9 protein-coding genes and 3 rRNA genes are annotated in these 13,847 nt (G+C 53.4%); 6 read left to right on the forward strand and 6 right to left on the reverse strand.

Annotated elements, in window-relative coordinates; genetic code table 11:
* Nucleotides 1-44 precede the first annotated feature (44 nt).
* Nucleotides 45-1,187, reverse strand: a complete 1,143-nt coding sequence (locus tag KUO20_RS01450; protein WP_235041154.1) for an anhydro-N-acetylmuramic acid kinase — start codon at nucleotides 1,185-1,187, stop codon at nucleotides 45-47.
* Between the two features lie 129 nt (nucleotides 1,188-1,316).
* Here KUO20_RS01450 and tyrS point away from each other — a divergent pair, with 129 nt between their 5' ends.
* The 5 genes from tyrS to KUO20_RS01475 all read left to right on the forward strand — a co-directional run bounded on the left by tyrS (nucleotide 1,317) and on the right by KUO20_RS01475 (nucleotide 9,504).
* Nucleotides 1,317-2,516: a tyrosine--tRNA ligase gene (gene tyrS, locus KUO20_RS01455; protein ID WP_235041155.1), complete on the forward strand. Its 1,200-nt coding sequence runs from the start codon at nucleotides 1,317-1,319 to the stop codon at nucleotides 2,514-2,516.
* 483 nt (nucleotides 2,517-2,999) lie between these two features.
* Nucleotides 3,000-4,534, forward strand: a 16S ribosomal RNA gene (locus KUO20_RS01460).
* A 315-nt stretch (nucleotides 4,535-4,849) separates the two neighbouring features.
* A 23S ribosomal RNA gene (locus KUO20_RS01465) occupies nucleotides 4,850-7,739 on the forward strand.
* A 166-nt stretch (nucleotides 7,740-7,905) separates the two neighbouring features.
* Nucleotides 7,906-8,021: ribosomal RNA gene (gene rrf, locus KUO20_RS01470) — 5S ribosomal RNA — on the forward strand.
* Together the 16S, 23S and 5S rRNA genes form the textbook arrangement of a ribosomal RNA operon.
* Before the next feature lie 151 nt (nucleotides 8,022-8,172).
* Nucleotides 8,173-9,504, forward strand: coding sequence for a deoxyguanosinetriphosphate triphosphohydrolase (locus tag KUO20_RS01475; RefSeq protein ID WP_235041156.1), 1,332 nt, complete (start codon nucleotides 8,173-8,175; stop codon nucleotides 9,502-9,504).
* Between the two features lie 8 nt (nucleotides 9,505-9,512).
* Here the strand turns inward: KUO20_RS01475 and KUO20_RS01480 are convergent, their stop codons facing one another.
* The 3 genes from KUO20_RS01480 to KUO20_RS01490 are packed head-to-tail and all read right to left on the reverse strand — an operon-like array spanning nucleotide 9,513 to nucleotide 11,552.
* On the reverse strand, nucleotides 9,513-10,421 hold the full coding sequence (locus KUO20_RS01480) for a nuclease-related domain-containing protein (RefSeq protein ID WP_235041157.1): 909 nt from the start codon (nucleotides 10,419-10,421) through the stop codon (nucleotides 9,513-9,515).
* A gap of 55 nt (nucleotides 10,422-10,476) precedes the next feature.
* Nucleotides 10,477-10,851: a translation initiation factor Sui1 gene (locus KUO20_RS01485; protein ID WP_235041158.1), complete on the reverse strand. Its 375-nt coding sequence runs from the start codon at nucleotides 10,849-10,851 to the stop codon at nucleotides 10,477-10,479.
* Nucleotides 10,851-11,552, reverse strand: coding sequence for an HAD-IA family hydrolase (locus KUO20_RS01490; protein WP_235041159.1), 702 nt, complete (start codon nucleotides 11,550-11,552; stop codon nucleotides 10,851-10,853). Before KUO20_RS01490 ends, KUO20_RS01485 begins: the two co-directional genes overlap by 1 nt.
* A gap of 221 nt (nucleotides 11,553-11,773) precedes the next feature.
* Here KUO20_RS01490 and KUO20_RS01495 point away from each other — a divergent pair, with 221 nt between their 5' ends.
* Nucleotides 11,774-12,145, forward strand: a complete 372-nt coding sequence (locus KUO20_RS01495) for a hypothetical protein (protein WP_235041160.1) — start codon at nucleotides 11,774-11,776, stop codon at nucleotides 12,143-12,145.
* Between the two features lie 17 nt (nucleotides 12,146-12,162).
* Here the strand turns inward: KUO20_RS01495 and KUO20_RS01500 are convergent, their stop codons facing one another.
* The gene (locus KUO20_RS01500; protein ID WP_235041161.1) at nucleotides 12,163-12,513 is read right to left on the reverse strand and encodes a hypothetical protein; all 351 of its coding nucleotides are present in this window, start codon (nucleotides 12,511-12,513) and stop codon (nucleotides 12,163-12,165) included.
* A gap of 235 nt (nucleotides 12,514-12,748) precedes the next feature.
* A complete protein-coding gene (gene fba, locus KUO20_RS01505) occupies nucleotides 12,749-13,813 on the reverse strand; it encodes a class II fructose-bisphosphate aldolase (RefSeq protein ID WP_235041162.1) in 1,065 nt (354 codons plus the stop codon).
* Nucleotides 13,814-13,847 lie beyond the last annotated feature (34 nt).

Below are 13,847 nucleotides of genomic sequence, written 5' to 3' on the forward strand. Positions count from 1 at the left end.
AGCTTGGCATGCGCTTTTATTACGGCGTTTACGTGTGACGTGAATCAGCCTGCGTAAATGCCGCCGAGCACCCGTGGGCCTGCTGCACCGGTGACCGATGGCAAGTTGCCCGGCAAATGCTGTAACCGCTGATGAGCCAGCCAGGCAAAGGCGCCTGCTTCAATCCAGTCTTCAGGCCAGCCGTATGCTGCCGGCGATGTGAACGTCGCCCCCGGCAGGTGATAGGCAAGGCGCTGCATTAAGTAGGCGTTATGGGCGCCGCCGCCAGCGGTGATAAGCGTGAGGGGGCCATCATTGATCTGTAAGTGGCTAATGCCCTGAACTACGCTAACCGCAGTGAGCTCGGCCAGCGTCGCCTGTACATCGGCGGCGGCCTCCTGGCCACTTAGGTGTTTTTCTAACCACGCCATGTGAAATAGCTCGCGCCCGGTGCTGCGCGGCGGCGGCTGCTGGAAAAAAGGTTCCGATAGCAGTCGAGCCAACAGCGCGTTATCTATTTTTCCGCTTGCGGCCCAGGCGCCGTCCTGATCAAAGCGCCCGCCCTGATGCCGCGCAAACCAGCCATCCAGCAATGCGTTGGCGGGGCCGGTATCAAAGCCAATCACCGGGTCTGTCGGCTGACGGGATAGCCACGTTAGATTGGCAAAGCCGCCTAGGTTTAGCACCAGCTGATGCGCGTTGGTCCTACCAAACAGAGCCTGATGGAAGGCGGGGGCTAGCGGTGCAGCCTGGCCGCCGGCGGCTAAGTCGCGGCGCCGAAAGTCAGCAACAACGGTGCAGCCGGTCAGTTCTGCCAAGAGACTCGGATTATCCAGCTGAAGGGTGTACGCCGGGCCGCCGTTGTGGCCTAGGGGGGCGTGCTCAATGGTTTGGCCGTGGCTGCCAATAGCACTGACCTGCGCGCGGCTTATTGAGAGTGGCGCCAGTAAATGTTGAACGGCTTGGGCCTGTGACTGGCAGAAAGCATGCTCCGCGGCTGCTAGCTGTGCAAAGCTGACCTGCTTGGCATGACAAAGCGTGAGCAGCAGATGATGCAGCGCGTCAGGCATGGGTTCGGCATGCGTTGCCATTAGGCGTGGCGGTGAGTCGTCTTCGATAGCGATCAGCGCGGCATCAATTCCGTCCAGGCTGGTGCCGGACATCAGGCCAATATAATAAAGCGGCGTCGAAGCAGTAGGCGTTTTCATAAGCTAACTCGTGCAAAGCAGGGCGGAGTCTCAGCCAAGGCTCAAACAAGACGAGCGAGTATGGTAACATCGCCGGCTATTTATCACCTGAGCCCGGCAAGGGCGGTTTTTTTATAGTGGAGAGAGGCAATGAGTGAGGTGGATCAGGCTTTAGCGCTGCTGTCGCGCGGTACGCAAGAAATCCTGGTAGAGGACGAGTTGAAAAAGAAGCTGTCCTCTGGGCGCAAGCTGCGTATTAAAGCTGGTTTTGATCCCACGGCCCCTGACCTGCACTTGGGGCACAGCGTTTTGCTGACCAAAATGCGCCAGTTCCAGGACTTAGGGCATACGGTCATCTTTCTGATTGGTGACTTCACGGGACGTATCGGTGATCCCAGCGGGAAAAACGTTACCCGTAAGCCGCTTACCGAAGAGGACGTTAAAGCCAACGCTGAAACGTATAAAGCGCAGGTGTTTAAAATCCTTGATCCCGAAAAAACGGAAGTGCGCTTTAACGCCGAGTGGTTTGGCGAGCTGACCGCCGCCAAAATGATTGAGCTTGCCGCTCAAAGTACCGTTGCGCGCATGCTTGAGCGTGATGACTTTGAGAAGCGCTACAATTCCAATCAGCCGATTGCTATTCACGAGTTCCTTTACCCATTGGTACAGGGCTATGACTCAGTGGCGCTTGAGGCCGATATTGAACTTGGCGGTACCGATCAGAAGTTTAACCTGCTGATGGGCCGTGAGATTCAAAAGCACTTCGGCCAGGAGCCTCAGGTGGTCATCACCATGCCACTGCTTGAGGGCTTAGACGGCGTGCAGAAGATGTCGAAGTCGCTAGGCAACTACATTGGTGTCGATGAAGCGCCTGGCTCCATGTTCAATAAGCTGGTTTCCATGCCAGATAGTTTGATCTGGCGTTACTTTGAGCTTCTGTCGTTAAAATCTAACCAAGAAATTCAGGCGCTGAAAGACGCCGTTGAGCAGGGCGCCAATCCCCGTGATGTAAAAATGGAGCTGGCGCGCGAGTTAATTGCCCGCTATCACGGTGAAGAGGCCGCGGCCAATGCTCACAAGTCAGCGGGTAATCAGTTGGCGGATGGTGAGCTGCCAGACGATCTGCCAGAAGTGACGGTGGATTTTGAAGGAAGTGAGCAGGCGCCTATTGGCGCGATCCTGAACAGAGCAGGGTTGGCGAACAACAGTGCTCAGGCTAAAGATATGCTGGGTAATGGGCGCGTTAAAGTCGATGGCAGCGTCGTTGCTAAAGACGCAATGCTGGCCACGGGAAGCAGCTATGTGATCCAGGCGGGCAAGAAGCGTTACGCCCGTGTGACGCTTGTGTGAACTTTTTGCGCTTATTTTCACCATAAGCCTTGCCAAGGCGGCAGCGAGTCCGTAAAGTACGCATCCGCTGCCGGGGACGCCAAGCGTTACCAGCGGTGAATGAAGTTGAAAAACTTCGGTTTGTCAGTAGGTTAGCGTTTTTGTTGGGTCGTCAAATTGGCCGCGAAAATTGCAGATTGACAAACGCTCGGAAGTGCGTAGAATACGCCTTCCTCGCTGAGGCCAAACAGTTCAACGGTTGGCCCGCTATCACAACACGATAGCCACAGCGAAACGCTCTTTAACAATTTGATCAGGTAATTCATGTGGGCGCTTGCTGATGTTGGTGGCAAATCACCCAATATCAAGGCAAGCGACTCAAGCAATAAGATTTTAAAGGCATTGCCTTTTTAATCCGTTTTGAATGAATTCGTTTGAACCTTGAGCCAAGTTTGATTCCGCTTTTGTTGTCCTCGGATGACAAGTAAGGATCACAATGATTGTAAACTGAAGAGTTTGATCATGGCTCAGATTGAACGCTGGCGGCAGGCCTAACACATGCAAGTCGAGCGGTAGCACAGAGAAGCTTGCTTCTTGGGTGACGAGCGGCGGACGGGTGAGTAATGCATAGGAATCTGCCCGATAGTGGGGGATAACCTGGGGAAACCCAGGCTAATACCGCATACGTCCTACGGGAGAAAGGGGGCTTTGGCTCCCGCTATTGGATGAGCCTATGTCGGATTAGCTAGTTGGTAGGGTAAAGGCCTACCAAGGCAACGATCCGTAGCTGGTCTGAGAGGATGATCAGCCACATCGGGACTGAGACACGGCCCGAACTCCTACGGGAGGCAGCAGTGGGGAATATTGGACAATGGGGGCAACCCTGATCCAGCCATGCCGCGTGTGTGAAGAAGGCCTTAGGGTTGTAAAGCACTTTCAGCGAGGAAGAACGCCTAGTGGTTAATACCCATTAGGAAAGACATCACTCGCAGAAGAAGCACCGGCTAACTCCGTGCCAGCAGCCGCGGTAATACGGAGGGTGCAAGCGTTAATCGGAATTACTGGGCGTAAAGCGCGCGTAGGTGGCTTTATAAGCCGGTTGTGAAAGCCCCGGGCTCAACCTGGGAACGGCATCCGGAACTGTGAGGCTAGAGTACAGGAGAGGAAGGTAGAATTCCCGGTGTAGCGGTGAAATGCGTAGAGATCGGGAGGAATACCAGTGGCGAAGGCGGCCTTCTGGACTGATACTGACACTGAGGTGCGAAAGCGTGGGTAGCAAACAGGATTAGATACCCTGGTAGTCCACGCCGTAAACGATGTCGACCAGCCGTTGGGTGCCTAGAGCACTTTGTGGCGAAGTTAACGCGATAAGTCGACCGCCTGGGGAGTACGGCCGCAAGGTTAAAACTCAAATGAATTGACGGGGGCCCGCACAAGCGGTGGAGCATGTGGTTTAATTCGATGCAACGCGAAGAACCTTACCTACCCTTGACATCTATAGAAGATTGCAGAGATGCGATTGTGCCTTCGGGAACTATAAGACAGGTGCTGCATGGCTGTCGTCAGCTCGTGTTGTGAAATGTTGGGTTAAGTCCCGTAACGAGCGCAACCCTTGTCCTTATTTGCCAGCGAGTAATGTCGGGAACTCTAAGGAGACTGCCGGTGACAAACCGGAGGAAGGTGGGGACGACGTCAAGTCATCATGGCCCTTACGGGTAGGGCTACACACGTGCTACAATGGCCGGTACAAAGGGCTGCGAGCTCGCGAGAGTCAGCGAATCCCTTAAAGCCGGTCTCAGTCCGGATCGGAGTCTGCAACTCGACTCCGTGAAGTCGGAATCGCTAGTAATCGTGAATCAGAATGTCACGGTGAATACGTTCCCGGGCCTTGTACACACCGCCCGTCACACCATGGGAGTGGACTGCACCAGAAGTGGTTAGCCTAACGCAAGAGGGCGATCACCACGGTGTGGTTCATGACTGGGGTGAAGTCGTAACAAGGTAGCCGTAGGGGAACCTGCGGCTGGATCACCTCCTTAAACGATGCGTCACAGTCAGTAAGCGTCCACAATGAATTACCTGATCAAAATGCTGTTGATACGCAGTGATAAGTGTCTCTGTCTTTTTTACATTAAAAAGAAAAAATAGCCTTTGACGTTTTAAAGGTCTCTTCTTTTCTTCTTCTTTTAATGTGAAAGAACACTTATCACTGCTTATAGCAGTCGCTCTTTAACAATGTATATCATGCTGACAAGAACACACCGCAAGGTGAGTTCTTAAATTGTGATACGTTTTATACGTATCCGGCAAATGAACGTTATCATTGCGAGATACCAGACTCCTTCGGGTTATAGGGTCAAGCAATGAAGCGCACACGGTGGATGCCTAGGCAGTCAGAGGCGATGAAAGACGTGGTAGCCTGCGATAAGGTTCGGTGAGGTGGCAACAACCTGTGACCCGGACATTTCTGAATGGGGAAACCCACTGACCATAAGGTCAGTATCTTACACTGAATACATAGGTGTAAGAGGCGAACCAGGGGAACTGAAACATCTAAGTACCCTGAGGAAAAGAAATCAACCGAGATTCCCCTAGTAGCGGCGAGCGAACGGGGACCAGCCCTTAAGCATGTGACTGATTAGACGAACAGATTGGGAAGTCTGGCCGTAGCAGGTGATAGCCCTGTAGTCGAAAATCTGATCATGTGAAATCGAGTAGGTCGGGGCACGAGAAACCTTGACTGAAGACGGGGGGACCATCCTCCAAGGCTAAATACTCCTGACTGACCGATAGTGAACCAGTACCGTGAGGGAAAGGCGAAAAGAACCCCGGATAGGGGAGTGAAATAGATCCTGAAACCGTGTGCGTACAAGCAGTAGGAGCAGACTTGTTCTGTGACTGCGTACCTTTTGTATAATGGGTCAGCGACTTATATTCAGTGGCGAGGTTAACCGTATAGGGGAGCCGTAGGGAAACCGAGTCTTAACTGGGCGACACAGTCGCTGGATATAGACCCGAAACCGAGCGATCTATCCATGAGCAGGGTGAAGGTTGAGTAACATCAACTGGAGGCCCGAACCAGGATCTGTTGAAAAAGATTTGGATGACTTGTGGATCGGAGTGAAAGGCTAATCAAGCTCGGAGATAGCTGGTTCTCCTCGAAAGCTATTTAGGTAGCGCCTCACGTATTACCGCCGGGGGTAGAGCACTGTTTCGGCTAGGGGGTCATCCCGACTTACCAACCCGAGGCAAACTCCGAATACCGGTGAGTACAGCGTGGGAGACACACGGCGGGTGCTAACGTCCGTCGTGAAAAGGGAAACAACCCAGACCGTCAGCTAAGGTCCCGAAATCCTGGTTAAGTGGGAAACGATGTGGGAAGGCTTAGACAGCTAGGAGGTTGGCTTAGAAGCAGCCATCCTTTAAAGAAAGCGTAATAGCTCACTAGTCGAGTCGGCCTGCGCGGAAGATGTAACGGGGCTAAACCAGGTACCGAAGCTACGGGTTCATTCTTCGGAATGAGCGGTAGAGGAGCGTCGTGTAAGCCAATGAAGGTGGATTGAGAAGTCTGCTGGAGGTATCACGAGTGCGAATGCTGACATGAGTAACGATAAAGGGAGTGAAAAACTCCCTCGCCGGAAGACCAAGGTTTTCTGTTCGATGCTAATCAGAGCAGAGTGAGTCGGCCCCTAAGGCGAGGCCGAAAGGCGTAGTCGATGGAAAACGGGCTAATATTCCCGTACCGGACATGGTTGCGATGGGGGGACGAAGAAGGCTAGGTGAGCCAGGCGTTGGTAGTCCTGGTGAAAGTGAGTAGGCCGAGATCTTAGGAAAATCCGGGATCTTAAAGCCGAGACACGAGATGAACTGACCACGGTCAGGAAGTCACTGATGCCACGCTTCCAGGAAAAGCCTCTAAGCTTCAGATCATGTGCGACCGTACCCCAAACCGACACAGGTGGTCAGGGTGAGAATCCCAAGGCGCTTGAGAGAACTCGGGTGAAGGAACTAGGCAAAATGGTGCCGTAACTTCGGGAGAAGGCACGCCGGCGTAGGGTGAAGAGACTTGCTCTCCTAGCCCGAACCGGTCGAAGATACCAGGTGGCTGCAACTGTTTATTAAAAACACAGCACTCTGCTAACTCGTAAGAGGACGTATAGGGTGTGACGCCTGCCCGGTGCCGGAAGGTTAAATGATGGTGTTAGCCGCAAGGCGAAGCTCTTGATTGAAGCCCCGGTAAACGGCGGCCGTAACTATAACGGTCCTAAGGTAGCGAAATTCCTTGTCGGGTAAGTTCCGACCTGCACGAATGGCGTAATGATGGCCACGCTGTCTCCACCCGAGACTCAGTGAAATTGAAATCGCCGTGAAGATGCGGTGTACCCGCGGCTAGACGGAAAGACCCCGTGAACCTTTACTATAGCTTCACACTGGACGCTGATGTTGCCTGTGTAGGATAGCTGGGAGGCTTTGAACTTCGGACGCCAGTTCGAAGGGAGCCAACCTTGAAATACCAGCCTGGCATCATTGGCGTTCTCACTCAGATCCGTTATCCGGATCGAGGACAGTGTGTGGTGGGTAGTTTGACTGGGGCGGTCTCCTCCTAAAGAGTAACGGAGGAGCACGAAGGTACCCTCAGCACGGTCGGACATCGTGCATTGAGTGCAAGAGCATAAGGGTGCTTGACTGCGAGACAGACACGTCGAGCAGGTGCGAAAGCAGGTTCTAGTGATCCGGTGGTTCTGTATGGAAGGGCCATCGCTCAACGGATAAAAGGTACTCCGGGGATAACAGGCTGATACCGCCCAAGAGTTCACATCGACGGCGGTGTTTGGCACCTCGATGTCGGCTCATCACATCCTGGGGCTGAAGTCGGTCCCAAGGGTATGGCTGTTCGCCATTTAAAGTGGTACGCGAGCTGGGTTTAGAACGTCGTGAGACAGTTCGGTCCCTATCTGCCGTGGGCGTTGGATGTTTGAGAAGGGCTGCTCCTAGTACGAGAGGACCGGAGTGGACGACCCTCTGGTGTTCCGGTTGTCACGCCAGTGGCATTGCCGGGTAGCTATGGTCGGACGGGATAACCGCTGAAAGCATCTAAGCGGGAAGCCCCCTTCAAGATGAGACATCCCTGAGGCCTAGAGCCTCCTGAAGGGCCCAGCGAGACCAGCTGGTTGATAGGCACGGTGTGGAAGCGCTGCAAGGCGTTGAGCTAACGTGTACTAATGGCCCGTGAGGCTTGATCCTATAACACCCAAGGGGTCTGGCTCACAGTGATAACGTAATGATGTTAAGTGCATCAAAAAAGCCGGATACGCAGCGTGTGGCTAAGCTCACTCATAAAAATGAGACAGGCAGGCGGCACGAAAAAAAATGAAGCAGTCACAAACAGCATGATATACAGCCAGTTACGCCTGACGACCATAGCACGCGTGAACCACCTGATCCCTTGTCGAACTCAGAAGTGAAACCGCTTAGCGCCGATGGTAGTGTGGGGTCTCCCCATGCGAGAGTAGGTCATCGTCAGGCACTTATATGAAAAATCCCCCAGGGCACATGCCCCGGGGGATTTTTTTTGCTTCACTTTTAACCTTTTAGAGTTAAACCGTCTTAATGTTGAGGCGCGCGTCTGCCTATAGCTATTTTTATGGCAGAATGCACTCCTTCAGGAGGAACGCTTATGACACAGATGCGCTGGGAACAGCTACTTTCCCCACGTAGGCTTCACGACCAACGCTCAGAAAGCACTCGAGAAATAGGCCGCAGCCCTTTTCATAAAGATCACGATCGAATTGTTTTCTCTGGTTCTTTTAGACGCCTTGGGCGTAAGACTCAGGTCCATCCGCTGACTGAAAACGATCATATTCATACCCGCTTGACCCACTCGTTAGAAGTGGGCTGCGTCGGTCGCTCGCTGGGAATGATCGTCGGTGAGCTGCTACGTGATCAGTTGCCTGAATGGATTACGCCTGCAGATCTGGGTGTAATAGTACAAACGGCATGCCTTGGCCACGATATTGGCAACCCGCCCTTTGGGCATGCCGGTGAGTATGCCATCCGCGATTGGTTTCAGCGTGCCCAGAGCAGTGGTCTGCTTGAGAGTCTATCAGACGCTGAGCGCGAAGATTTGCTGACTTACGAAGGTAATGCCCAAGGCTTTCGCGTTATTACGCAAATTGAATACAACCAGTTCAATGGCGGTATGCGGCTGACGTCAGCCACTCTTGGTGCCCTGCTCAAGTATCCGTGGACTGTTCGTTATAGTGGGCGGGCAGGTAAGTTCGGCGCTTATCAATCGGAGCAGGCACTGCTCAAAGAGGTCGCTGAAGCAGTAGGATTGCTGCCCCAGGGCGAGCAGCGTTGGTGCCGTCATCCGCTGGCTTGGCTCGTGGAGGCCGCTGATGATATCTGCTATGCGCTGCTGGACCTTGAAGATGGTTTAGAAATGGGCATTCTGCGTTACGAAGAAGTCGTCGAGATTCTGCGCCAGATTGCTGGAGAATTCCCACCCGAGTATGCCGAGATGCAAGACCGCAACGTGTCCCAGCGGCGCCGTATCGCATTGCTGCGTGGTGCTGCCATGGAGCGCGCCGTCAATGATGTGGGGGCGGTGTTTGTGCAGCATGAGCAGGCGCTGTTGAACGGTACGCTTAGCGATGATTTATTAGAGCTGTGCCACCCGGATTTAGGCTGGGGTGTACAGGCCGCCAAGCAGCTAGCACGCGAGCGTATTTTCCAAAACGAGCGTAAGGCAAAGTTAGAAATTGGCGCTTATACAACGCTAGGGATTCTTCTCGAGGCCTTTATTGGGGCGGCTCACGAGCTCCACCATACGGGGCATTCATCGTTCAAGCATCAGCGTGTGCTGGCCCTTATTGGTGAAAATACGCCGCTGCCGTCTTGGCCACTCTATGATAGCTACCGGCGGATGCTGGACTTTATCGGTGGGATGACCGACCACTACGCGGTGGACTTAGCTCAGGAGATGGGCGGTCGCTTACGCGGCGATTAGTCTCGCACTTAAACCGATGGCTGACTGAGGTGCTTTAATTCCAACAGTCTAGCGCGCTCAAGCAAAACGTTGATGACCTTATCATGTATGGCATTGTCGAGCGCGCCGGTGTTTAGCTCAGTCAGCTGCCTGGCGAGCGTATCGCCGCTCACCACCAGAATATCGGTAGCCGCATCACTGTTATCTATTTTCCAGCCAGGCAGAACCAACACGCCGCGTACCGGAACAGGGACGCCACAGCGTCGCTCTAACCAGTGAGAGAGCCAGCAGACGCCCTGACGTGTTTTATGCAGCGGCCGACGCTCCTGCCAATGAGGAAAGCGCAAACGTTCTCGTTCTACGGCCACGGTATTGAGCTCATTGCCGTCGGTACCGATAGCCAGCGTTCTAGCGCGTGTTTCGACCACAAAAATGCCGTGAGGCGTCACGACGACGTGATCGATGGTAAAGCTATCGGTGGGCACATCGTGGAAGACGTAGTAGGGATGTGCGTCGGGGCGAACTAGGCGCGCAAGCTCTTGCCCAACGGCAAGCTCGCAGGCCAAGCCAAGCTTTAATCGCCGTATGCGCTGGTAGTCACGTACTAGCAGTAGGGAAAATATCAGAACGAGTAATGTACTTAGCAGCCCGTACAACGCCCATTCAACCCAATCCTGTCGTTCGACAAACAGCATGCGCCCCATGCCATAAACGAGTGGCGCCAGGCTGATGATGGGCCCCAGCGCGCCGTTTAAAAATAGGCTAGAAAAAGCTTGGTCAAGTCGGTAGCGCAATGCTTGGCCTGGTTCATGCAGGGGCGCATTGAAAGGGGAGTGAACACGGGCGTCATGTAAGCTACGAAGCGCCAACACGATGCTGCCCATTGCCGCCATCGGGAATAAGAAGATTAGCGGTAGCAAATATTCCAGCCAAGCCATTGCAGTGCCTTGCTCTGCGACTTACCTAGCGATAAGTCATCGTATTATAGAGGTGTTAGCCTCCAGCGAATTTGACCTGGTATCCGAGAGCGCTTAACGCCTGGTGTAGGGTATCTCGATGATCGCCTTGGATTTCGATAATCCCTTCTTTAACCGCGCCACCCGTCCCACAACGCTGCTTAAGCGTTTTTGCCAAACGTTTAAGATCACCGCTTGGCAAAGGAATGCCGCTAACGGTAGTCACGCCCTTACCTTTACGACCACTGGTTTCTCGGCGGATACGCACCACGCCATCAAGAGCCGATAGGCGCTGCTGCTCACTTGCATTATCGCAGTTACACGCATCAAGCGCTTCTCTACATGTCGGGCAGGTTTTGCCGTGCTCGGTGGAATAAACCAGCCCACCTAGCTGATCACGCAAAGACGCCATTATCGCCCCCCTGCCGAGTGCTGAGGCACCGGGGTTTGCCAATATTCACGAGTGAGTCGCTCCACTACTGCAGGTAACTGATACATATTGCTGATCATAATAGCGTTTTCAGGCGTTGTCTCAGCATCGGGGAAACGATTTAAATGGATGACCGTCATTCCAGCTTGCTGGGCCGCCTGAACACCGACCAGTGCGTCATCAATGGCAATACAGTCACTTGCCAAGTAGCCCATGATACTCGCTGCATGTAGATGTAAACAGGGCTCAGGCTTCCAGCAATTGGCGGTATAGCCACTGAATAAACGGTTCCCAAAGTAGTCGCTAAGGCCCGTAACATCTAACGCGGTATGAATTTTACTTTCTGGGCCATTGGATACCACTGCGCTGGGATAGCCAGCCAATATATCCAGTGCTTCATGGGCACCAGGTATCGTCGTTAGTTCCTGGGAAAGTCGAGTGGCTAAAGTAGCCCGCATGTGAGTTTCCATGCTGTCGAGCTTGTCCGGATCGACGTCGCCGTGGCGTTTTTGCAGTTCGGCAACAATCCGCCGAAAACGCGCGCCACGAAACTCGCCAAGGTAGTCAGTGGCGGCAAAAGGCAGCCCTACCGCATTGAGGCCTAAGGCCATTTCTTCCGCGAGAATAGGCTCGCTGTCAACGAGCGTGCCATCACAGTCAAACAGCAAAAGTGGGAGCGGCATTGCATTTCCTTGCAGCGGCTCAAGCGCTGCCAGTGTTAGTTAAAGCCAATCATCCTCTATTGAACGGGATTTTTTGCCTTTTGTGAACACTGTTTTGTTATTTTTTACTTGCCAGCGTGTTGCTCTTGAGCCAGCTTAAAATAGCCATGCTCAATTTTACGACGACTGCGCTGACGAGATAGTATGCAATATCCTTTGTCATCACCAATGGAGATCGCGCCATGCGATTAGTTACCTGGGTTCTTCCCTTTACGCTTAGCGCTGCTTTATTCGCGACGACGGGCTATGTTTTTGCCGATAACCATGCACCGGAGGAAGGGCAGCACGCCCCGCTAGACGATAAGGCCTTGGAAGAGGAGTACGGCATAAAAGCAGGGTCGGTAAAGCGCGATGGCGAGCTGTCGTCTAGCGATACTAGTGAAGCGAGTGATCAAACTCGCGCAGGCGAGGATGACGTAGAGCTTGCGCCCTCAACGGGAGAAGAAGAAAGCCCCGGTGCTGGCACCGGAGGAACCGGTAGCCCCAATGATGCGATCAACAGCAGTGAAGAGGAAAACAGCCAAAACGATGATGGCACTGACGATAGCGAGTAGCGTCAGTGCCTAATGCATTACTGGGCAAGTCGGCGCGAGTTAGCGCTACTGCGCTGGTGATAAGGCTTCATCGTATGTTTGCTAGTGACCCACCAGGGAGCTAGCTGACCGTTCATTGAACTAAACAGTGCTTTTTGTATGACGAGGCCAGCTTCCATGCTGGCCTCGAGTTTTTCGGTCACCATGCGCTGATTTTCTTGCATCATTTTAGGGCTGAAGAACGGCTGCGTTTGCCATAAGTGGTTGCGCATAGTGATGGTGGACAAAGAGGTAGACCATAGCTCGCACGCCATAAGGCCGACTTTCCATATATCGAACATCGCCACGGGCGTAGTAGGGATCAATGGCAGGGTTGATGAGCGTTTCATTAGCGGCTTGCCTCTGTGTTGGGCCGCGAAACCTCGTGGCCTAATGAACAGTGTTAGCGCATTAATGCTGCAATGCAATATGTATATTGCGGCCTATAACCTGGGTTATGAAAAGCAGGGTTATAAAAAGTAGGGCTGTGAAAAGTAGGACTATGAAAAGTAGGGTTACGAAAAGGCAGTGGCACAAAAAAAGACGACCAAAGGGTCGTCTTTTTGAACAGGCTTAGCTAGGCGATCATTTGATCTTAGGTGCCAGTTCGCCGCGCTCGTAGCGCAGGAACATCTCTTCTAAGTTAATCGGCTTGATTTTGCTGGCATTGCCTGCTGTGCCGAACGCTTCGTAGCGAGCGATACATAGGTCGCGCATCGCGGTGACGGTTTCTTTCAAGAACTTACGCGGATCGAATTCAGCGGGGTTCTCAGCCATAAAACGACGCACTGCGCCGGTAGAGGCTAGGCGTAGGTCAGTGTCGATATTGACCTTACGTACGCCGTGTTTAATCCCTTCGATGATTTCTTCCACCGGCACGCCGTAAGTTTCGGGAATCTGGCCGCCGTACTGATTAATGATTTTCAGCCATTCTTGCGGCACTGAGGACGAGCCATGCATCACTAGGTGGGTATCTGGAATACGCGCGTGAATTTCTTTGATGCGCTGGATTGAAAGCGTATCGCCCGTGGGTGGCTTGGTAAATTTGTAAGCGCCGTGGCTGGTGCCAATAGCGATGGCCAGTGCATCGACCTGAGTGGCTTTAACGAATTCGGCGGCTTCCTCAGGGTCTGTGAGCATCTGCTCCATATCCAGCTTGCCTTCAGCGCCAATGCCGTCTTCTTCACCGGCCATGCCGGTTTCCAGGCTACCCAAGCAGCCCAGCTCGCCTTCAACGGAAACGCCACAGGCATGTGCCATTTCTACCGTGCGACGGGTAACGTCAACATTATAGTCGTAGTCAGTTGGCGTTTTACCGTCTTCGCCCAGCGAGCCGTCCATCATCACCGAGGAGAAGCCGAGCTGAATAGAGCGCTGGCAGACGGAAGGGCTGGTACCGTGATCCTGGTGCATGACCACCGGAATGTGAGGAAACTCCTCAACCGCGGCTAAAATCAAATGACGCAGGAATGGCGCTCCCGCGTATTTACGCGCACCCGCAGATGCTTGTACGATGACCGGCGAGTCGGTGGCATCGGCGGCTTCCATAATGGCGCGCATCTGCTCGAGGTTATTGACGTTGAAAGCCGGAATGCCGTAGCCGTATTCGGCAGCGTGGTCGAGCATCTGGCGCATGCTGATTAGAGCCATGAAATCACCTTACCTGTGGACGTTGTGAGAAATT

The sequence above is a fragment of the Vreelandella profundi genome, assembly GCF_019722725.1.
Taxonomy (GTDB): Bacteria; Pseudomonadota; Gammaproteobacteria; order Pseudomonadales; family Halomonadaceae; genus Vreelandella; species Vreelandella profundi.

Bases quoted from the DNA above. Each gene is read 5' to 3' on its own strand.
- KUO20_RS01450 (WP_235041154.1), bottom strand. From the start codon at position 1,187: ATGAAAACGCCTACTGCTTCGACGCCGCTTTATTATATTGGCCTGATG.
- tyrS (WP_235041155.1), top strand. From the start codon at position 1,317: ATGAGTGAGGTGGATCAGGCTTTAGCGCTGCTGTCGCGCGGTACGCAA.
- KUO20_RS01475 (WP_235041156.1), top strand. From the start codon at position 8,173: ATGACACAGATGCGCTGGGAACAGCTACTTTCCCCACGTAGGCTTCAC.
- KUO20_RS01480 (WP_235041157.1), bottom strand. From the start codon at position 10,421: ATGGCTTGGCTGGAATATTTGCTACCGCTAATCTTCTTATTCCCGATG.
- KUO20_RS01485 (WP_235041158.1), bottom strand. From the start codon at position 10,851: ATGGCGTCTTTGCGTGATCAGCTAGGTGGGCTGGTTTATTCCACCGAG.
- KUO20_RS01490 (WP_235041159.1), bottom strand. From the start codon at position 11,552: ATGCCGCTCCCACTTTTGCTGTTTGACTGTGATGGCACGCTCGTTGAC.
- KUO20_RS01495 (WP_235041160.1), top strand. From the start codon at position 11,774: ATGCGATTAGTTACCTGGGTTCTTCCCTTTACGCTTAGCGCTGCTTTA.
- KUO20_RS01500 (WP_235041161.1), bottom strand. From the start codon at position 12,513: ATGAAACGCTCATCAACCCTGCCATTGATCCCTACTACGCCCGTGGCG.
- fba (WP_235041162.1), bottom strand. From the start codon at position 13,813: ATGGCTCTAATCAGCATGCGCCAGATGCTCGACCACGCTGCCGAATAC.